The 19,660-nt window shown below is 72.1% G+C and carries 19 protein-coding genes and 2 pseudogenes; 9 read left to right on the top strand and 12 right to left on the bottom strand.

The window, feature by feature from the left end:
• Positions 1-53 precede the first annotated feature (53 nt).
• On the bottom strand, positions 54-227 hold the full coding sequence (locus ACFCZ1_RS04080; protein WP_376676742.1) for a CsbD family protein: 174 nt from the start codon (positions 225-227) through the stop codon (positions 54-56).
• Positions 228-433: 206 nt separating this feature from the next.
• Here ACFCZ1_RS04080 and ACFCZ1_RS04075 point away from each other — a divergent pair, with 206 nt between their 5' ends.
• The 3 genes from ACFCZ1_RS04075 to ACFCZ1_RS04065 all read left to right on the top strand — a co-directional run bounded on the left by ACFCZ1_RS04075 (position 434) and on the right by ACFCZ1_RS04065 (position 2,227).
• A complete protein-coding gene (locus ACFCZ1_RS04075; protein WP_376676741.1) occupies positions 434-604 on the top strand; it encodes a hypothetical protein in 171 nt (56 codons plus the stop codon).
• A gap of 76 nt (positions 605-680) precedes the next feature.
• Positions 681-944, top strand: coding sequence for a GlsB/YeaQ/YmgE family stress response membrane protein (locus ACFCZ1_RS04070; RefSeq protein WP_376676740.1), 264 nt, complete (start codon positions 681-683; stop codon positions 942-944).
• Between the two features lie 1,094 nt (positions 945-2,038).
• Entirely contained in the window at positions 2,039-2,227 is a 189-nt protein-coding gene (locus ACFCZ1_RS04065) for a DUF6381 family protein (protein WP_376676739.1), read from the top strand.
• A gap of 65 nt (positions 2,228-2,292) precedes the next feature.
• On the opposite strand, the gene ACFCZ1_RS04060 is transcribed toward ACFCZ1_RS04065, so the two are convergent.
• From ACFCZ1_RS04060 to ACFCZ1_RS04045, 4 genes are all read right to left on the bottom strand, one after another.
• Entirely contained in the window at positions 2,293-3,321 is a 1,029-nt protein-coding gene (locus tag ACFCZ1_RS04060; RefSeq protein ID WP_376676738.1) for an iron-containing redox enzyme family protein, read from the bottom strand.
• Positions 3,321-3,533 carry a CDGSH iron-sulfur domain-containing protein gene (locus ACFCZ1_RS04055; RefSeq protein WP_376676737.1) on the bottom strand — a complete coding sequence of 71 codons (213 nt, stop codon included), beginning with the start codon at positions 3,531-3,533 and terminating at the stop codon, positions 3,321-3,323. The genes ACFCZ1_RS04060 and ACFCZ1_RS04055 overlap by 1 nt, the downstream gene beginning before the upstream one ends.
• A gap of 43 nt (positions 3,534-3,576) precedes the next feature.
• Positions 3,577-4,248 carry a HemK2/MTQ2 family protein methyltransferase gene (locus ACFCZ1_RS04050; protein ID WP_376676793.1) on the bottom strand — a complete coding sequence of 224 codons (672 nt, stop codon included), beginning with the start codon at positions 4,246-4,248 and terminating at the stop codon, positions 3,577-3,579.
• Between the two features lie 284 nt (positions 4,249-4,532).
• Complete coding sequence (locus tag ACFCZ1_RS04045; protein ID WP_376676736.1) at positions 4,533-4,913, bottom strand: hypothetical protein; 381 nt, start codon at positions 4,911-4,913, stop codon at positions 4,533-4,535.
• Positions 4,914-5,332: 419 nt separating this feature from the next.
• On the opposite strand from ACFCZ1_RS04045, the pseudogene ACFCZ1_RS04040 reads away from it, so the two are divergent.
• Positions 5,333-5,812: pseudogene (locus ACFCZ1_RS04040) on the top strand (glutathione-dependent formaldehyde dehydrogenase); the annotation flags it as partial.
• A gap of 150 nt (positions 5,813-5,962) precedes the next feature.
• Positions 5,963-6,541, top strand: a complete 579-nt coding sequence (locus tag ACFCZ1_RS04035) for a hypothetical protein (protein ID WP_376676735.1) — start codon at positions 5,963-5,965, stop codon at positions 6,539-6,541.
• 168 nt (positions 6,542-6,709) lie between these two features.
• On the opposite strand, the pseudogene ACFCZ1_RS04030 reads toward ACFCZ1_RS04035, so the two are convergent.
• The 4 genes and pseudogenes from ACFCZ1_RS04030 to ACFCZ1_RS04015 all read right to left on the bottom strand — a co-directional run.
• Positions 6,710-6,883 (bottom strand): annotated as a pseudogene (locus tag ACFCZ1_RS04030) (NAD-binding protein); the annotation flags it as partial.
• Positions 6,884-6,921: 38 nt separating this feature from the next.
• The gene (locus ACFCZ1_RS04025) at positions 6,922-7,377 is read right to left on the bottom strand and encodes an FAD-dependent oxidoreductase (protein ID WP_376676734.1); all 456 of its coding nucleotides are present in this window, start codon (positions 7,375-7,377) and stop codon (positions 6,922-6,924) included.
• Positions 7,378-7,571: 194 nt separating this feature from the next.
• A complete protein-coding gene (locus ACFCZ1_RS04020; RefSeq protein WP_376676733.1) occupies positions 7,572-8,843 on the bottom strand; it encodes an AI-2E family transporter in 1,272 nt (423 codons plus the stop codon).
• 247 nt (positions 8,844-9,090) lie between these two features.
• The gene (locus ACFCZ1_RS04015; RefSeq protein ID WP_376676792.1) at positions 9,091-9,540 is read right to left on the bottom strand and encodes an SRPBCC family protein; all 450 of its coding nucleotides are present in this window, start codon (positions 9,538-9,540) and stop codon (positions 9,091-9,093) included.
• 273 nt (positions 9,541-9,813) lie between these two features.
• Between ACFCZ1_RS04015 and ACFCZ1_RS04010 the strand changes: the two genes are divergently transcribed.
• The 3 genes from ACFCZ1_RS04010 (at position 9,814) to ACFCZ1_RS04000 (ending at position 11,953) form a co-directional block, all read left to right on the top strand.
• Positions 9,814-10,080 (top strand): hypothetical protein, encoded by a 267-nt coding sequence (locus ACFCZ1_RS04010; RefSeq protein ID WP_376676732.1) that lies wholly within the window; start codon positions 9,814-9,816, stop codon positions 10,078-10,080.
• A 279-nt stretch (positions 10,081-10,359) separates the two neighbouring features.
• The gene (locus tag ACFCZ1_RS04005) at positions 10,360-10,767 is read left to right on the top strand and encodes a YciI family protein (protein ID WP_376676731.1); all 408 of its coding nucleotides are present in this window, start codon (positions 10,360-10,362) and stop codon (positions 10,765-10,767) included.
• Between the two features lie 7 nt (positions 10,768-10,774).
• Complete coding sequence (locus ACFCZ1_RS04000; RefSeq protein WP_376676730.1) at positions 10,775-11,953, top strand: RNA polymerase sigma factor; 1,179 nt, start codon at positions 10,775-10,777, stop codon at positions 11,951-11,953.
• A 504-nt stretch (positions 11,954-12,457) separates the two neighbouring features.
• Here the strand turns inward: ACFCZ1_RS04000 and ACFCZ1_RS03995 are convergent.
• The 3 genes from ACFCZ1_RS03995 to ACFCZ1_RS03985 form a co-directional block, all read right to left on the bottom strand.
• Positions 12,458-13,486: an alpha/beta hydrolase gene (locus ACFCZ1_RS03995; RefSeq protein ID WP_376676729.1), complete on the bottom strand. Its 1,029-nt coding sequence runs from the start codon at positions 13,484-13,486 to the stop codon at positions 12,458-12,460.
• Positions 13,487-13,839: 353 nt separating this feature from the next.
• Positions 13,840-14,832, bottom strand: a complete 993-nt coding sequence (locus tag ACFCZ1_RS03990; protein ID WP_376676728.1) for a helix-turn-helix domain-containing protein — start codon at positions 14,830-14,832, stop codon at positions 13,840-13,842.
• A gap of 137 nt (positions 14,833-14,969) precedes the next feature.
• Positions 14,970-18,701 carry a S8 family serine peptidase gene (locus tag ACFCZ1_RS03985; protein ID WP_376676727.1) on the bottom strand — a complete coding sequence of 1,244 codons (3,732 nt, stop codon included), beginning with the start codon at positions 18,699-18,701 and terminating at the stop codon, positions 14,970-14,972.
• A 270-nt stretch (positions 18,702-18,971) separates the two neighbouring features.
• Here ACFCZ1_RS03985 and ACFCZ1_RS03980 point away from each other — a divergent pair, with 270 nt between their 5' ends.
• A complete protein-coding gene (locus tag ACFCZ1_RS03980; RefSeq protein WP_376676726.1) occupies positions 18,972-19,658 on the top strand; it encodes an AAA family ATPase in 687 nt (228 codons plus the stop codon).
• Positions 19,659-19,660: the final 2 nt, after the last annotated feature.

The raw sequence follows: 19,660 nt of genomic DNA, 5'->3' as shown, positions 1-19,660 counted from the left end.
GGGCCGGCAGGACGTCCTGCCGGCCCTTTCGCGGACCCGGTCACTGGTCGGGGTCAGTGCTTGAGCGCGTCCTTCGCCTTCTGCGCGGCCTGCTTGGCGTCGCCCGCCATCTGCTCCGCCCGGCCCTTCGCCTCCAGGCTCTCGTTGCCGACGGCCTTCCCCGTGGTCTCCTTCACCTTGCCCTTGGTGGTCTTCGAAACGTTCTTGATCTTCTTGCCTGCACCCATCCCGTCCACCTCCAGCTGCTCTCGGCACCGGCTCGACGGTGCCAGACCAGCCCCTACCCAAAAGGGCAGCGAAAACGCACGTGCCGAAAGGCCGCGCCGGCGGGGACGGGGTCGTCGGCGGTGGACGACAGTCGGGTCCCGTGAATCGTTTGAGATTCACCTATGCGGACATACGCATGAGTGTCTGGACTTTGAAAGGATCCGACATGAGCGCCGGCGAGAAAGCGAAGGCCGAGATCGAACGAGTTGCAGGAAGGGCTGTGAAGAAAGCAGCCCACGCGATGGGCAAGGAGACTCTGGCCGCCAAAGGCGCCGCCCTGGAGGCCCGGGGCAATGCACGACGCACCAAGGAGAAGGGCAAGGACGCGTTCCGCTGACCGTGCCACGGCGACTTTCACCCGTGTGCGGATTCAGCATTGACGCGTCTCTTTGCACGACAGGACAGAAGGAATCATGGGAATACTTGCTTGGATCCTTATCGGGCTGCTCGCGGGCATCATCGCCAAAATGCTGATGCCCGGGAAGGACCCGGGCGGCCTCATCGTCACCACGCTGATCGGCATCGCGGGCGGCCTGCTCGGCGGATGGCTCGGCAAGGTGATCTTCGGCGTCGACTCCATCGACGGCTTCTTCGAGCTCTCGACATGGATCGCCGCCATCGTCGGCTCCTTCATCCTCCTCGGCATCTTCCGCCTGTTCAGCCGTGCGACGCGGTAACCGGTCGACGCCCGAGTGACGGTTCCAACACGTGAAACGGCTTCCCCTCCACCGGAGGACCGGAGAGGGCGAAGCCGTTTCCGTCTTCCGCCTGTGCGCGCGATCGGGGGCTCAGGCCGAGGCGGCACCCGGTCCCGAGCGCCGGTGCTGCACGACGCGCTGACCTCCCAGGCCGCCCGGGCCGGTCCAGGCCAGCCCAGAGCCGTGCAGGTCAGCCCACGGCGGCCCAGGGCGCCCTCATCACGGAATGACACACCACACGGCACGAAACGCCCCACGCAGCGCACGCCCGAGTGCCCGCCGCGCGCCCCACACCATCAGTCGCACGCTCCATACCCCCAGTCGCACGAAGATCCGGCCCATGACGGCCCGGGGCGACCAGCGCGCGAGCGCCCGACGCCTGCCCCATTTGTGTCCGTGGCGCCTCAAGGTGAACTTCACGATCGTCTCCTGTCGACCACGAGACGAGGGAAACGGCTGGTGCGGCGCTGTCGGCGCAGAGCGGCACGAGGCCTTGAACCCACCTGGCGACAGCGCCGAGGTGACGACTCCGTCGCGGGCCCCATCGTCCGTCCGGCGCACCGATCACCATGAGATCGCCGGATTCCCTTGTCCGCCGAGGACTCCTCATAAGTCCCTCTACGCCCCCGTTTCGACTCCCAAACATCGGGAAGCCGCCGACACCGATCTCGGCTTGAACCGCCCGACACCGGGCAGGCGCCCTGCGGAAAGGCCTTGGACGCACGTCTCCAACGCGCTCCTGGAGTCCTTCGCCGAAGCCCTGCACAGCGAGCTGAAGGAGTCCGGCGTGTCCGTCACCGCGCTGATGCGCGGCAGGACACGGAAGGTCGCAGGATCCCTGCGTACCCGGACCAGGCATTCGGCGACCCGCCTCTTGCCCTCAACCGCACGCGCGGCCCTGCACCGCCGCTGGGCACAGCCACATGGCAGCCGAAGCCACCTGTAGCCGCCGGACGCTTCCGCACCCTGCCGGGTGCACGAGGCGATCATCGAAGCGAACGGAAGGGCTCCCCACCCGAAGCACCTGAGGCACCCAACGCACCCGACACACCCGAAGCACCCGAGGAGTGGTCATGAGCGACGAAAGCGCGCCGAGCGTGCGCGCCCGGCAGATGCGCGACACGGCGCAGGAGCTCGAACAGGCGGCGCAGCGGGCCACGGATCCCGCGGAGCGGCAGCGGCTCACGTACAAAGCGCGGCACATACGCCAGAAGAGCGAGGAGGAGAACGGCCCGGGCAGCGGAACCATGGACCCCATGTAGCCGGGCGGCGGGCCGGTGCTGTCCCCCCGTCGCCGGGGCGCCGGCCGCGTCCTGGCCCCGTGTCCCTACGCCTCCGGCAGGGGGGTGCGCAACGCACTGCGCCCCTGGTCCCAGGCCCGCCGGATGTGGTCGGCAAGGCGGTCTTCCAGGAGCACGGTCGCCGCGCAGCCGAAGGCGATGTCGGTCTCCAGGCGGGGCTCGGTGGCGAGGAGACCGCCGATGACCTCGTGGCGTACGACCTGCTCGTGGACGGCGTCGGCCTCGACGTGCTCGGCGTAGAAGTGCTCGGCGGCCGGTCCGGCGCCACAGCGCCGCATGGCATGGGCCAGGCGCCTGGATCCGGGGGAGGAGGTGACCTCGACGCAGGCGAAGTGGCCGACGAGCGCACCGCGCAGTGCGCGGTGCAACCCGAAGAGGGACATGAGGTTCACGGTCGCGAGCAGGGGCGCCGGTGCGTGGTCCAGGTAGCGGCCGTATGCGGGGTCCAGGTCGAGGTCGGCCATGAGGTCGGCGAAGAGGCGCGCGTGGATGCGATCGGCGTGGCCCGCGCCGAACTCGTCGTACTCGATGGCGACCATGGCCGCCTTGGCCCGGCCGGTGAGCCGGGGAACGACCCAGACGTGCGGATCGGCTTCCTTCAGGTGGTACAGGGAGCGCAGGGCCGCGTACTCGCGCAGCTGCCACAGCTCGCCCCCGGTTTCGAGGTGGTGACTGAGGCTGCCGGAGAGGTCGAGGGGCTCCACCAGCAAGGGGGCGAAGGCCTCCGCAACCGTCCGGGGGGCGTCGGACAGCTCGGTGCGCAGGGCGTGCAGGAAGCGGGCTTCCATGGCCGAGCGCAGACGCAGCAGGTCCGGGTCCCACTCCCGTTCGTCGTCCACGGCGTCGAAGCCGCGGTAGTGCAGTTCGTACAGCAGGTAGAGCGCGAGCTGGAGGTCCTCGCCCCAGGGGTCCGTCTTCAGTACGGACGCGGGGGTGTACTCCGGCGGAGCATCCGTGCGCAGGGCCCGGGTCACGGCCCTGGACAGCTCGCCCCTGCCCTCGACGAGGCGGGCGCCGGGAAGGGTCGCCGTCGTGGCCGAGCTGGAAGGATGCATCACGGGGTCCTGTTCTCGGGTGGCTGGTTCTCGGGTGGCTGGGCGGCGCGCTCGCGACGGCGATGGCTGGTGTCGCACCAGGGGTACGTGCGGCTGCGGCGGCAGGTGCAGACCGCGACCATGAAGCGGTCCGAGCGGGCGACCGTCCCGTCCTCCAGGACCATCTCGACCGGCCCCTCGATCAGAACCGGACCCTTCGGATCCACGGACACCCGCCGGGCGTTCCCGCCCGTGGAGGCCGGGCATCGCACGGGGTCAGGGGCACTGGGCACGGATGACCACCAGCTCTTCCCATTCCTCGGCTTCAGCCGCCAGCCCCTGCCGCTCCAGCCAGTCCCGCCGCGAACGCAGGACCGGTCCCCATGGCACCGAGGCCGTCGTGGCCACCTCCGCGGCCAGCCCCGCCCGGGTCAGCCGGTCGGCGGTCGTTTCGGTCCCGCACATCGCCGAATGCACCATGAGCAGGACTCCGCCCGGGCTGAGCAGGGCCGGGGCGCTCGCGCAGATCCGGTCGATGACCGCGCGGCCGTCGGGACCGGCGTCCCAGGACCTCTCCGGGCCGCCCGGCGGCAGCCGCTTCCCCGGGGCGGGAACGTACGGCGGATTCGTGACGACCACGTCGTAGCGGCGCCCCGCGCTGCGTGCGGCGAAGTCGCCGTGCAGGACTCGGACGGGCAGCCGGTGGCGCAGGGCGTTCAGGCGCGTCGTGATCACGGCGGGCCAGGACACGTCGACCGCCGTGACCCGCGCTCCCCTGCCCGCTGCACGCAGGGCCAGTACGCCTGTGCCCGTACCTATCTCCAGGACGTCCGTGCGGGGCCCGAGGGCCTCACGGTCGAGCGCCCCGGCCAGCAGACGGGTATCCGCCTGGGGGCGGTAGACGCCGGGCAGGGCGATCAGGTCAGGGGGCAAAACACCCCAGGTCAGAGCCGTACTCGGCACCGGGCACCTCCAGGATCGAATGCGGCGGACGCAATGCGGTAGGCGCAACGCGGTAGGCGCAATGCGGCGCGACCTTTCGGACGCGCGTGTTCCGTGAGTGGTCATGACCGGCATCTGCCCGCGATCCGGCCGCCGGCGAACTGCGGTGCAAAGGCGGCTGTCCGGGTGGTTGCCCGGAGCCGGCCGGTCAGCGCCGGTCGGCTTCGAACGGCGTCGAACGGCGCGTCGAGCGGGCTTTGAGAAGCGCGGACGGGTCCCGGTCTCGCGGGTCAGCCGGCGCTTCGCTTGCCGGGAGGGTCCTGCGGATCGATCCCGGTGACCGCCGATGCGTCCCGTGTCCCGCTGGGACGCCTCGACGCACCCTGCGGCCCCAGATCACGCATCCCCTTCTCACCCTTCGAGCCCGGGGCCTGCTGCTCTCCTCTGCGGCCTTCGCTCTTGCCCACGTCGGCGCCGGAACCCTTCGTCTCCTCCTTGGACACCTTTCGTCCGGGACCGGGCTTGGGAGCGTGCCTTTCCGGCTCGAACGAACGCTTGGCACTCGGGTTCTCCTGCTGACGCGTGGCGTCCACATCCGGCGACCAACCGTGCTGCTGACCGGAATGCCTGCTGATCGCTTCGCCCTGGCTCGGCTTGCGCTGCTTCGCCATGACCTGCCGCCCTTCCTCGGCCGCCCGGGCCGACCCGGCCCCGGCGGACTCTTCCGTGTCTGCTGCCCCTACCCACAGATTTCCGGCCAACGCCGCCGGTGGCTGGGGCGGGCCGGAAAGCGAGACGGTCGGCGGACAGGGCGTCGATGCGGCACGCACGGCCCTGGTCGCCCGCCGCTCCGGCCGTCCGCGGCACCACGAGCGCCGTCTCGGCACCGGTACGTACCCACCCCGCGGGAAACGACGGCGGTGCGGGAACAGGGCTGCAGGCAGCGCAGGCACCCCCTGGCACCGCAGGCACCGCAGGCACCGCAGGCACCGCAGGCACCGCAGGCGCCATGAAACACCTGGAGACAGGTAGGCGCCCGCCACGGGTGCGGTCGCCGAGCAGGCTGCGGCGGCGGGGCCCGCCCCCGGCACTCACCAAAGCGGTGCGGGACCTGACGGACGGCCGCGGCACCGACTCGGTCATCGACGCGGTGGGCATGGAAGCCCACGGAGCGCCGCTGGCCGCGGCAGCGCAACGGATCACGACACTGCTGCCGGACACACTGGCCCGCCCCCTCATGGAACGGGCCGGAGTCGACTGCCTGACAGCCATGTACGCCGCGATCGACCTGGTCCGGCGCGGCGGCACGGTGTCCGTCTCCGGTGTCTACGGAGGAGCCGCGGATCCCGTGCCCCTGCTGACGTTGTTCGACAAGCAGATCCAGCTGCGGATGGGCCAGGCCAACGTCCGGGCGTGGGTGGACCAGATCCTGCCGCTGCTCGACGACAGCGATCCCCTGGGAGTGGAAGGCTTCGCGACGCACGTCATGCCGCTGAAGGAGGCTCCGCGCGCCTACGCGATGTTCCAGGCGAAGGAGGACGGCATGATCAAAACGCTTCTGCGCCCGTGACCCCCGGCGCTGTCGCGGCGGGGACGCGCGTCCTGTCGGACTCCCGGTGGAACCCGACGGGGCGGCCCGTCGGTGACCGCTGGTTCACGGCGGCCGGGGCGGGTAGGGGCGGGAGGCGTTCAAGCCAGTGCCCTGGATCGGAGGCCAGCCATGCACGACGCCAAGCCCCTGACTACGCCGGTGCCTTCCCTCCTCACCGTCTACCTCAACGACCACCTCACCGGCTCGGGTGCCGGTGTACGCCTGATCCATCGGATCGCTGAACGGCACCGCGGTACGGACTCGGGGCCGGAGCTGGCGGCTCTGGCGGGGCAGATCGAAGAGGATCAGGACAGCTTGCGCCGGATCATGGGCGACCTCGACGTTCCGGTGCGCCGGCTGCGCGAGGTGATCGGCCGGATCGGCGAGAAGGCGGGCCGGCTCAAGCTGAACGGCAGGCTCCTGACCCGCTCCCCGCTCAGCGACGTGGTGGAGTTCGAGGCGATGCTCCTGGGCGTCGAGGGCAAGGCCGCGTGCTGGCGGGCTCTGCGCGCGGTCGCCGAGACCGACGCGCGACTCGATGCCCCCGACCTCGACCGGCTGCTCGCCCGCGCGGACGCACAGACCCGGACCCTGGACGACCTGCGCCGACGCCGCGCCGCCGAGGTCTTCACGGCAGATCTCGCCGCCGCACGGATCCGGCCCGTCCGCAGGATGGTGGCGCCTTCCCGCCGGCCGGGCGCAGCGTAACGGGCGACGCACGTGCCGTGAGAGCCGGGGAGCGCTGGCAGCCGGTCGCCGGTGGGGTGATCGGGCGCGCGGCTGACCGGGCGCCCGCGGCAGAGCCGGGCGCAACCGCCCCGGCGCGCCCTCGACTCGGGTGAGCGCCGTGCCCGTGCGCACGTCGTAGCGGCCTGCGGCGATCTCGGTGTGGGCGGCGGCGACGGCTTCGTCCTGGGCGGCGAGCAGCGTGCCCTCCTGCTCGATGACATTGACGCGGCTGCCCGCGGCATGGAAGACGTGCGCGAGCTCGGCCGCGATGTAGCCGCCGCCCAGCACCGCCAGGTGCCGCGGTGGACCGTCCAGGCGCATGACCGTGTCGGAGGTCTCGTACGGGAGCCCGGATTCCGTCACGGTCCGGGCACGGCGGGGCGGCTGCCGACGGCGACGACCTGCTCTCCCCGGATCGTGACGGCTCCTTCGCCGGTCAGCACCAGGAGCGTCCGGTCCGCGGTGAAGCGGGCGTGCCCCTTGTAGACGTGGACGTACGGGGATCTGCGCCGGCCCTCCTCGCCTTCGGCCGCCTCGCGGTCCAGGCGTCCGAAGACCGGCTCCCGGACGTCGGCCCAGCGGACGCCGTGCAGCGCCGCGTCCACACCGAGGCGGCCGGCTTCGCGGACACCGGCGACACCGGCGGCGATGTCCGCCACGTGCCCCAGCATCTTGCTCGGGATGCACCCCCGGTTCAGGCAGGTACCGCCGAACGGCCCTTCGTCGACGATGGCGACGTCCAGATGGGAGAACCGGTCGTCGATGACGGCGTTGCCGGAACCCGCCCCTACGATGACGAGGTCGTGAGTACGCATGCCGCGGAACGTACCTCCGTGTCGCGGGCGTACCGCCGGGCACGCTCGGCCGGGGCGCAGGTACGCCCGTACGGCCGGGACGCGGCCTGTGGGAGCGCGGACCCCGGCGCCGCCGATCCGGTCGGGTCGGAGCCGGCGACCGGCTGGAGGAGCCGCGGGGTGCGCGCGGCGCCGCGGTCGGCGCCGACGCGGGCTCAACGGTCCGGGCCGTCCTCCACGCCCGCCTGCCGCTCCGCGGCCGGGGCGATCGGCGGGGGCGCGGCGTCCGGCGCGCCGGCGGCGGGGTGGGCGCGGAGGTAGCCGACCACCGTGTTGCCCACGGCGACGAGCGGCACCGCGACGACGGCCCCGCCGATCCCCGCCACGGCGCCGCCCGTGGCAACGGCCAGGACGACGGCCAGCGGGTGGACCCGCACGGCCCGGCCCAGGATGAACGGCTGGAGGATGTGCCCTTCGATCTGCTGCACCACGAGAACGACCATCAGCGCCATCAGCGCGGTGAAGACCCCCTGGGTTACGAGGGCCACGACGACCGCGAGTGCTCCGGAGACGACGGCGCCCACGAGGGGCACGAACGACGACAGGAAGATCACCACGCCGATGGGGACGGCGAGCGGTACGCCGAGGAGGTAGATGCCCACGCCGATGAAGACCGCGTCGATCAGGGCGACGATCATGGTGCCGCGCACGTAGGCGGTGAGTGTCCGCCAGGCGCGCGGCCCGGCGCCGGCTACCCCGGGACGGGCAGCCGCGGGGACCAGCTTGAGGGTCCACAGCCAGATGTGCCTGCCGTCGTACAGCAGGAAGAGGGTGGCGAACATGGCCAGCAGGAGACCGGTGATCACCTCCACGAGCACGGTCACGCCCTGCAGTCCGGTGGAGGTGATCTCGCTCGTACTGGTGCCGATGCTGTCGCTCAAGGTGTCGGCGATGTCGTTGATCTGCTGCTGCGTGACGTGGAGCGGGCTGTCGATCAGCCATTGCTTGAGCTCTTCGATGCCCTGCTGAACGCGTTCGGAGAGGTTGCCAAGGTTGTCGAGCACCTGCCAGACGATGAACCATCCGACCAGTCCGAGCAGCACGAATCCGCAGGTCGCGGTCAGTGCCGTCGCCGCGCCGCGCGAGAGTCCGCTTCGGTGCAGCCAGGCGACCGTCGGCTGGAGCAGAGCGGTGACCAGGAGCGCGACGACGAAGGCGAGCACCACCAGCCGTACCGCCCCGATGACCCGCATCAGCACCCAGAGGGTGGCGGCGAGCACCAGGAACCGCCAGCCGGCCTCCGCGGCGACCCTCACGCCCCAGGGCACCGTCGCAGCAGGGGTCCCCGGTCCGGGATCCGCACCGGGTCGGGTGCCCGCAGGCATCGAGTCCTTCCACGCTCCGGCGTGGTCCGTGTTCTCCGCGTTCTCCGCGTTCTCCGCGTCCTGTTGGGCCTGGAGCCGCGCTCTGCGCTCACCGAGCCCCACGGCCCTCTTCCTCAGGCGCCCGAGCCATCCACGCTCACCGGGCTGACGATCTCGGTCCACCGCGCAGTCCCTCCGAGTGGTTTCGTCCGCGGACACCTCCCAGGCCGGCGGCCGCCCTGCCCTCCGGCCCCCCGGGGCGCGAGGGGCGGGCCGGGAGGCCGGGTACACCGGCGGCCGCCGCACACGATCATGCGCGACGGCCGCCGGCCGCACCCACTGCCCCGGGTGGTGGGGTCAGGCAGCCGGGTCAGTCCTGTCCACGCCGTTCTCCGGTGGGTGTGCCGCGCTCTTCGATGAAGTGCTTGAACCGCTTCAGGTCGCCCTTGACCTGCCGGTCGACGAACCCGAGCTTGTCGCCGACGTTCTCCGCCATACCCTCCGGGTCGAAGTCCATCATCAGCGTGACCTCGGTGTGGGCGGGGTCGATCGGCCGGAACGTGACCAGGCCCGACTGCTCGGTGTCACCGCCCACGGTGACCCAGGCGACCTTCTGGTCCGGAACCTGCTCGGTGATCTCGGCGTCGAACTCCCGCTCCACCCCAGCAATCTTCGTCACCCAGTGCGTGAGGGTGTCCGAGCGTTGATCGATCCGCTCCACACCGACCATGAACTGCGGAAACGACTCGAACTGCGTCCACTGGTTGTAGGCCGTCGTCACCGGCACATCAACCTCGATCGATTCCTTCACCTGCGACAACAATGCCATTCCTTTCGACTGCTGTTCCGCGGCCGCGGCCTGCGGCGGTCGCTCCATCCCTCCCCCCGGTCCGCGCGCCTGCCCGAGTTCCGGTACGGCAACCACTCGCCGGGAACGGCGCGGGCGGCGTGTCGCTGCAACCAGCCCAGCCCGACTGGCGGCATCCGGGAACGGCGAAACCGCCCAGTTGTCGGGAAGGGCCGGGCACGGCGGGGCCGTCCTGCCCTCAGGGTCCCGATGGTGCGGGAAGGCCCGGTCACGCACCCTGGACGCATGGCCTCGATCATCGTGCTGTTCGAACTGGAACCGGACCGGGCCATCGGCCCCGACGGCGTGGAACCGGTCGTGGTCGCGGTCCACGCCGCCGGCGCGGACCCCGAGGTGCCCGAAGACCCGCTCCCCCGCACCCTCTGCGGCCTGGACACCGACGCGATGGAACACTCCCACTACCGCCCGGCCGGGCCGGGCGAGCCCTGGTATCCCCCCGCACTCCACGAGCAGCGGTGCCCGCAGTGCGAGGCGGGGCTCCACACCCTCTGAAGGCCGGGACCCGCACGGGGGCGGGACCCTCTGCAGGAGCCGACCCGCCGCAGGGCCCGGGGCACGGCCCCGTCGCAGCCGGAAGGCCAGACCGCACCCCGGTACACGGCCCCTACCCGTTCCCGCCTTCCCCATCCCGCCGGTGCGCGCCCGGCCCGGCCTGATGCCCTGAGGGTGCGCCGAAGAAATTTCGGACGGTGATGTCGAGGATCCGTGGACGGCTCCGTCCCTGCAATGGACGCGACCAGAATGGGTCGCACCAGCACGAGGAGGAACACCATGGCCAAGTACCTTCTGCTCAAGCACTACCGCGGCGCCCCGGCTTCGGTCAACGACGTGCCGATGGACCGGTGGACGCCGGAGGAGATCTCCGCGCACGTGCAGTACATGAACGACTTCGCGGCCCGGCTCGAGGCGACCGGCGAGTTCGTCGACGGCCAGGCGCTCGCCCCCGAGGGGCGCTGGGTCCGGTACGACGGTGAGGGGCGGCCGCCGGTCACCGACGGGCCGTTCGCCGAGACCAAGGACCTCATCGCCGGGTGGATGGTGATCGACGTCGACAGCGAGGAGCGCGCGACGGAGCTGGCCGGGGAACTGTCGGCGGCCCCCGGGGCGGGCGGGAAGCCGATCCACGAGTGGCTGGAGCTGCGCCCGTTCCTGACCGCGCCGCCCACCGTCACGGAGTGACCCGCCGATGGATGAAGCCCTGCTCAGGAGCCTGACGCCGAGCGTGCTCGGGATCCTCGTCCGCCGCGGAGCCGACTTCGCGGCGGCCGAGGACGCCGTGCAGGACGCGCTGGTCGAGGCCGTTCGCGTCTGGCCGGCCGACCCCTCCGCCAGCTCTTCGGGCGGGGAATACCCCGTGCGGGACCCGAAGGGTTGGCTGGTCACCGTGGCCTGGCGCCGGTTCCTCGACGCGGCCCGGGCGGACACCGCGCGCCGCCGGCGTGAGGACCTCGTGGACGAGCAGCCTGCGCCCGGGCCCGCGTCCGGCGTGGACGACACGCTCCAGCTCTACTTCCTGTGCGCCCACCCGTCGCTGACACCGTCGTCCGCGGTCGCGCTCACGCTGCGCGCCGTCGGCGGGCTGACCACCCGCCAGATCGCCCAGGCCTACCTGGTCCCCGAGGCGACCATGGCGCAGCGCATCAGCCGGGCCAAGCGCACCGTCTCCGGCGTGCGGTTCGAGCAGCCCGGCGACGTCGCCACCGTGCTGCGCGTCCTCTACTTGGTCTTCAACGAGGGCTACTCCGGCGACGTCGACCTCGCCGCCGAGGCCATCCGGCTCACCCGGCAGCTCGCGGCGGCGATCGACCACCCCGAGGTGGCGGGGCTGCTCGCCCTCATGCTGCTCCACCAGGCCCGGCGCGCGACCCGGACCGCGCCGGACGGCAGCCTGGTGCCGCTCGCGGAGCAGGACCGCAGCCGCTGGGACACCGAGTCGATCGCCGAGGGCATCGAAATCCTGCGGGCGGCCCTCGCCCGCGACCAGCTCGGTGAGTTCCAGGCCCAGGCCGCCATCGCGGCACTCCACGCTGACGCGCCCACCACCGAGGAGACCGACTGGGTACAGATCGTCGAGTGGTACGACGAGCTCGTGCGCCTGACTGACAGCCCGGTCGTCCGGCTCAACCGCGCGGTGGCCGTCGGCGAGGCCGACGGTCCGCGCGCCGGCCTGGCGGCGCTCGCGGCGCTGGACGACTCACTGCCGCGCCACACCGCGGTGGCGGCGTACCTCCACGAACGCGACGGCGATCTCGCGACCGCGGCACGGCTGTACGCCGAAGCGGCCCACAAGGCACCCAACCTGGCCGAGCGCGACCACCTGACGCGCCGGGCCGCCCGGCTCAACGCCCGCCGGGGCTCCCGGTAGGCGGACCGGACCGGGAAACGCGGCGGCCCCGGCCGGCCGGCCTTCGGCCGACGGCCGCACGGATCTTGTCGGCCGGCTCTGCGGCCGCGGTGTTCGCCGGGTCGGCCGGGCGGATGTCGGCGAGGGCGAAGGACGGGACGGGACGCGCTCGGGGTTCGCGAAGGCGATGCCGCCGCTGCCGCTGCCGCTGCCGCTGCCGCTGCCGCGGTGACCGAAAGCGGTCGGGGCGCTGCCCATCGCCGGCCTGGCCAGGAAGGAGCCGAGCCCCCGAGCCCCCGCGTGGGATACCTGACCGACATCCCGCCCAGCAGCGCCGCGTACATGCCTGCGGGCGGCCGCACGCGCGCTTCCGCAGACGGACAGGCCGGCCCGCAGGTGGACGGTTGGCCGGGGTGTCGGTGGTCCACGCTCCCCGGTTCGGCGGCCGGCACCCGCGTGCAGGGCGCGCCCAGCGGGAGGCCGGCTCGGAGGCCCGGCATCCCCCGGCCGCGCCGGAGGCGGCTGTCAGCCGAGCTGCCGTCCGAGGAAGTCCAGCATCGGCTCCGCCGCGACGCTCCAGTACGGCCAGCCGTGGCTGCCCGGCTCCAGGTCCACCTCGGCGTCCACGCCGCGGGCCGCGAACGCGGTGCCGAGATCTTTCGTCCCCGGCAGGTAGTTGGTGTCCTCGGTCCCGCAGGCGAGGTGGTAGCGGGCGCGCCCGAGCCGGTCGGACGCGGTGCGGCGGATGATGTCGGCCAGGTTGTACTCCCGGGAGCGGTCCGTCATCCGGGCGGACCCGGCCAGGTCCCGGCCGAAGGCATGGCCGTAGAACCGGTTCCACTCCTCCATGGGCATCGCGCGGTAGCCCTCGTCGGTGAAGTGTGCCGTGCTCAGCCCGGCGGCGGCGCCGAACAGGCTCGGGTACCGCAGGGCGTACATCAGCGCGCCGTATCCGCCCATGGAGAGCCCGGCGACGGCCCTCCTCTCCGCCCGGCCGCCCAGCCCGTGGGCCTGTTCGACGGCCGGGACGAACTCCTGGATGAACATGTCCTCGTAGCGCAGGGCGTCGCCGCCGGAGCCGGCGTCGTTGATGTAGAACGTCTCCTCCTGGCCTCCCCCCGGCCTGCCGGGGTCGCGCCGGGCGTCGGGCATGGCGAGGGCGCACGCCGGGATCCGGCCCGCCGCGACGGCCCGTTCCAGGGTCGGCACGATGCCGCCCTTGAGGACCCAGTCGGTGTGCTTCCCACTCGCGCCGTGCAGCAGGAAGAGGACCGGGACCCCGCCGTCCGGCCCGCCGCCCCGGGGCGCGGAGCTCACCCCGGCGGGCAGGTAGAGGCTGTACGGGACGTCCCGGCCGAGCAGCCGGCTCCGCACGGTCAGGTCGGTGCGCAGCGAGGAGGTGCCGGAGGCGGACGGAGCGGGCGTAGTCGAGGACGGCGCCGGTCCCGGCGCGCCGGGGGCACCCCGCAGCAGGAAGGCCGCGGAGATGACGGCCGCAACCGATCCGCCGGCCCCGGCTGCGAGCAGGGAACGGCGCGCGGGACGTCTCAGCATGGTTCCCTCACCGTCGCCACCGGGTACCGGGCGTTCACAGGACCACACACATGACACGCCCGGCGCCCGCACCGAGGCAAGCAGCCACACCGCAGAGCCCACCGAGGTCCTCCCCCGGTGGGCTACCGGCTACGGGTCGCCCGTAGCCCGCCTCGGCCGGCCCGCAGGCGTGGAGACACGGGTGGCCGGTGGACGGCTCGGCTCAGTCCCAGTGCCGGTCCGCGAGGGAGCTGACCGGCTGGGGCCCGCCGATGACCGCCAGGGAGGTGAAGAAACCTTCGTCCCACGCTCTCCGGACGGGCGAGAACCCTGCGGGTGGGTCGGCCGCGGGCAGGTGCCGCGGGTGGGGACGGTCAGTGTGGCTCCACCCAGCCGTGCCGGACGGCGTGACCGCCGAGCTGCATCCTGGTCCGGACTCCGGCCATGTCCATGAGATGGCGCAGGCGTCGGTGCAGCGTCCGCGGTGACAGACCGAGTTGTGTCGCTGCCGTCAGGTCGGTCAGGCCGGCCAGGAGGAGCGCGAGGATCCTGCGGTCGAGGTCGGTGGGGCCCGTCGTGCCGAACTCGACGGTGGGGTCGGCGTCCGCACCGGTGCCCGCCAGTGCGAGCGGCTGGGCGGTTCGCCATACCGTCTCGAACAGCGCGTCCAAGGCGTCCAGCAGACCGCTGCGGTGCAGCAGCACGGCGCCGGGCTCTCCGTCCGGCGTGACCGCGAGCGGGACGAGGCCGAGGTCGGCGTCGGCCAGTACCAGTTTCATCGGCAGCTGGTCGGCGACCCGCAGTTCCACGCCCCTGCGCAGGGAATCGACCGCATCGTCGATGATGCCCGGCTCCCCCAGCACGGCCCGGTCGAGTACCGCCCGGAATTGCACACCTCGGCCGATGGCCACGGGCTCGGCCGTGTTCTCTTCCGGCGGCAGGGCGACGAACGGTGCGGTGATGAAGCTCCGGACCTGCGTGCGGGCGGCCTGCTGCACCTGGAGGAAGCGGTGGCGGATGGCGTCGACCCCCGTGACGACCTCGATCAGATCGCTGATGCTGTTCCCGGTCATCGCCGCCCGGTGTTCCTCGGCGAAGGTCACCAGCGCCTGCTCGGCCATGCGCAGCCCGTCCCGGCGCTCGCTGATGAGAGCGCCCAGGGCCACGGCCGGCGGCGCGGCAGTGAACTGTTCAGCCGCCGACCTGGTCACCAGGCCCCACCCGGCCAGGCGGCTCAATGCCGTGTCGACGCGGGCCTGGGGCAGCACGAGCAGGTCCGCGAGCAGGGGCGCGGTGGAGTTCGGCCGTCCCAGCAGCGCCCGGTAGACGCGCTCGTCATCGGGTTCGAGGCCCAGGACATCCAGCATGGGCGACCGGCTCTCCTTCGCTTGCCGCAGCGGGGAGAGTATGCGCCATGGCGGCAGACCCTGAACAGTGCCTGCTGGGAGCGCGTCTGACGGGAAGGGCCCCGGGGAGTCGCCTCCCCGGGGCCCGGCACTGCGGTTCATCGCAGGCCGTACGCCCGGATGATCTCGTTCTTGACGCTGAAGCCGCTGTTCGTCTCGGCGCTCGCGCGCAGGGAGACGAAGCCGCCGGGCTTCCGGGCAGTCGTGAACGAGCCCGTCCAGGAGCCGTCGGCGCCCTTGGTCAGGGTCACCTTCTGCCAGGTGGCGGCGGCGTCGTACGAGAGGTCCAGCGTCACCGCCGTCACGGTGCCCGGCACGGTGCCGAGGTCCATGGAAACCGGCGTGAGCGCGATGTGCTGCCTCGCGTCGGCCTTCAGGTCGCCGTGCAGGTCCGTCTCCAGCTCGTAGTCCAGGTTCAGCACGGAGAACGGCTCGAAGGAGTCCGAGTCGACGGTGTCGGACATGAAGGTCCACTCGGTGTGGGTGCGCGTCGACAGCCGGAACACGTCGGCGGGCCGCTCCACGTCGAGGACGGCACGGTACGGCAGGTTGCCCGCCGGCACCTCCTGCCACTGCATGTCCCCGCCGGCCGGATTGTCGTGGATCAGCCTGTCGCCCTGGAACACCTGCAAGTGGGACGGTGTCTCACCCCACGGCAGGTAGCCGCCCAGCCGCATGGTGTCGCTGGCGGAGGCCCACGCCTGCACGTTCCACGTCATGTGGTTCTGCCAGCGGGAGTTGTACACGCCGAAGGACTCGCTCTGGCCGGGCCGGGTCGCCGGAGCGAACCAGTCCAGCCGGGTGGTGCTGCCCTTGGCATACGTGTTGTCGCCCGACACCATCGACCACGGCAGGGCCCCGTCGACGCCCTGCGTGTGGAACTCCCGCCAGACCTGGCCCGGGGTCACCCACTCGGTACGGGTGCCCGGGTGCCACTCGAGCTCGGGAAGGTTGAACGACGGGCTGAGGGTGAAGTCGGACCGGTACCCTTCCGCCGCCCGGCCGCCCGTCGCGGAGTAGTAGCGGGCGTCGATCCGGGCGAGGTCACCCTTGGCCGGCTTGTAGACCAGAGCCCGGTCCGGCACCCGGCCGGGGTACTCCCGGGTCAGGTCGTAGACGAACGGCGTGTACTCGGTCTGCTTGACGGTCAGCTTGTGGGTGCCGCTCCTGGCCAGCGAAACAAGGGCCTTGCCCGCATCGCGGTGCACGGTCGCGACCGGGATCGCCGACTCGCCGACGTACTCCATCAGGGCTCCGACACCGTCATTGACCACGATCAGCGCCTTCGCGCCGGCCGCGGCCGCGGCCTCGGCGCGCTCCTGCGGCCCGACCTCCTCGCTGCGTTCGACGACGGCCACCCTGCCCTTGGCCTTGACCTTCTTGTACGCGGCCGCCGCGCCGTTGCCCGCGTAGACGGCGTCCAGCCGGTCCGTGGCGGTGCCCAGGGCGCTGCCTGCCTGCACCAGCGCGTCGAGCTGGAGCCCACCGCCCGACGTGCTCAGGCCGAGCTGCGGCTCGCCCTTGCGCCAACGGGTGGTCAGCATGAACTCGCCCCGCTCCATCGGCTCCGTCGGTGAGACGTAGACGTCGTCGTACGTCGGCGGCAGCACGTAGGCGCCGCGGTAGTCCGTGTACGGGTCGAAGCCCTTGTAGTGGACGTTGAAGTCGACCTTGCGCTGGCGGTCCTCGGTGCGCTCCGGCGCCTCGGTCTGCAGCACGCGTGCCCTGCTCGCGTCCAGCACCACCTCGGCCGGGCCGTCCTTGAGCACGGTCTCCGGGTCGACCAGCACGGCCAGGCCCGAGCGGTCCGCCTTCTCGCCGGCCACGTCGAGGTACCCCGCGACGGTGTACGTGCCCGGTGCCATGCGCATGGTGGTCGATCCGTCGACGTAGACCGACCACGGCCAGACGTCGCCCGCGAGGTTGACTCCGACCCAGCCGGCGGTGGGCTTCCCGTCGCGGCCGACCAGCTTGATGTTCAGGTCGTAGCGCTCCTCCTCCTTGAGGAGCGCTACGGAGCTGCGGGTCACCGGCTTCCCGGTGGCCGCGTCGGTGGCCGTCACGTAGCCGGCGTGCCGGCCCGCCGGGACGGTTCGCGGGTCACCGGTCACCGGGACGGCGGCGGTGCCGCCCGCCGGGACCGTCACCGTGGGGGCTCCAAGCGTGAACGGGCCGCCGTCGGTGAGCGTCAGGTTCAGTGTGACGTCGGCCGAGCCGGTGTTGGTGTAGGTCAGGTCCTTCGTGACGGCGACGTCGCTCGGCTCGTGCGGCCACGTGTAGTTGCCGAAGAAGAGCGGTCCGGTGCCGCGGACCGTGGTGTGCACGGCGGCGGCCACGTCGAGGCGTCCCGTACCGACCTCGTACGGCGAGTAGCCGCCGTCCAGGCCCTTCGCGGTGCTCATCAGGTGTTCCTTGAGCTGTGCGCCGGTCCAGTCCGGGTGCTGCTGGGCCAGGACCGCCGCCGCGCCGACTACGTGCGGGGTGGCCATCGAGGTGCCGCTGAGGGTGCGGTAGGAGCCCCCTCCGCCGTCGGTCATCTCCGACGAGCGGGCGGCGGTGATGTCCACGCCGGGCGCGGCGATGTCCGGCTTCATGCCGCCGGAGTGCGCCAGCGGGCCGGTGCTGGAGAAGCTCGCGAGCCGGTCCTGCTTGTCCGTGGCGGCCACGGTCAGCGCCGAAGCGGCCGCGCCGGGGGCGGAGATGCTCTCCGGGCCCGCGTTCCCGGCGGCTATCACGAACAGCGTGCCGTACCGCGCGGACAGCGCGTCGACCGTCTGCGACATCGGGTCGCTGCCGTCCGTCGGGTAGGAGTCGCCGAGGCTCATGTTGACGACGTCCGCGCCGGACTCGGCGGCCCATTGCATGCCGGCCATGACCCAGGAGTCCTGGCCGTGGCCCTCCGCGCCGCCGAGCACCTTGCCGACGAACAGGTCGGCGCCGGGGGCGACGCCCTTGTTGTCGCCCCCGGAGGCCGCGCCCGAGCCTGCGATCGTGCCGGCCACGTGCGTGCCGTGCCCGTTGAAGTCGGTGACGCCCTCACCCGGTACGAAGCTGGCCGTGCCGTCGATCAGGCCAGCGAAGTCGGGGTGGTTGACGTCGATGCCGGTGTCGAGCACCGCGACCTTGACGCCCTTGCCGGTGTATCCGGCCGCCCATGCCTCGGGCGCGCCGATCAACGGCACGCTCTCCTTCAGATCGGCCTTCACCCGACCGTCGAGCCACAGCTTCGCCACCCCGGCGCCCAACGTCGCGCTGCCCTGCGGTGCGACGGAACCCCAGAAGGTACGGGCCTGCCACTTCTCGGTGCTGAGCACGGCAGCGCGGATGTCCTTGAGCTCGCGCGTCAGCTTGCTGCCCCGGGGGGCCGTCGGCTCGACCGCCGCGCCGGACCTCGCCCGGGCGTACGTTGCGATCAGCGGGACCGCGTCCGACTTCGCGTCGTCGTAGCCCATCTCGATCAGGTCGGTGACGTTGAACAGCCGCCGGTCCAGTCTGTCCGTGCCCAGCAACGGCACGGCCTCGTCCGGGATGACGAACAGGTCTCCCTTGATCTGCTGGATCTTCACTCCACCGACGGCGCTGTCCGGCCGGTGGACGTCGGCGATCTGCTTGCCGTCGGACGTCGTGGTGACCGTGACGACGTCGCCGGTGACCAAGGTGACCTTGTGGGTCGCCGAGGGCTTGGCGGGAACGGTGGGCTTGCTCGGAGCGGCTTGCGCGGGCGCCTGCAGCACTGCGAACCCCGACGCCAGCAGCGGGACCGCGGTGGCGGCCGAGATCAGCTGCCAGCGCCTGCGCCGGGAGGCGGAAGACTGAGAGGAGGAGGACATGCCAAGGGTCTATCGACCGGGAACGCCCGGCGTGAAGGCCGAAGGGCGGCAAGTCCTCGCCATGGCAAGCATTTGTCAGCCGTGAACCGCTCGAATCCAGACAAGGTTCCGCTTTGCGGTGTGCGACCTCGCTCACGCCTGGCCCACGCCCCGGCTCCGGCTCCCGCGTCGGCGAAAGCGCGGCGGGCGGCACCCGCCTGCCGGCGGACGCGGCGCCTCACGTAATCTCCAGGTCCTCCCACCCCCTCGGATCCGGACGGCCCAACAGTTGTGAGCACACCCCTCGGCACCGCGTGCGGAACGGAACGACCCCAGGACATCGGGGTCGTCACGGACCCGCTCGGCATACGCCCGCACCGCCGCATCGCGCCACGGGGAATCGTCGATCTACGGGGCAGCGGCGACCGGGAGATCGAGCTGTCCTACCCGTCCCACGCCGCGGTCATCGTCGCGGGCCTGCCCGGCAGCGGGAAGAGCACGCTCCTGCGCGCCTGGTCCCCGGCCGCCACCGCCGTGGATCCCCGCGCCACCCGCACCGCGTACGAGGCGTGGATGCCCGTGTGGCTTCCGTACGCGGTCTACCGGCCGTGGGCACGGCTGAGACACATGCGGTGGACGCGTTCCGAGATCCGACGGGGTCAGCCGCTGCTCATCCACGACTGCGGCGGCAGGGCATGGATGCGCCGATGGCTTGCACAGGCGGCACGCGGAGCCGAACGCCCGCTGCACATGGTGCTGCTCGACGTCGGCCCCCAGGAAGCACTGTCGGGCCAACGGGCGCGGCGACGCCCGGCTTCACGCCGGGCCTTCGAAACCCATCAGCGGGGACTCACCGAACTGCTGTCGCGCATCGAGGAGGACGGCCTCACCACACGCATGGGCATCGACTCCCTGGTCCTCCTCGACCGCAGCCTCCGGGACCGTGTCCCATCGGTGCGGTTCGGCCCCCACGACTGACG

Origin of the sequence: Streptomyces sp. NPDC056224, from assembly GCF_042267665.1 — a bacterium.
GTDB lineage: Bacteria > Actinomycetota > Actinomycetes > Streptomycetales > Streptomycetaceae > Streptomyces.
The sequence above is the reverse complement of the archived record's forward strand: the minus strand, read 5'-3'. Positions and strand labels throughout refer to the sequence as shown.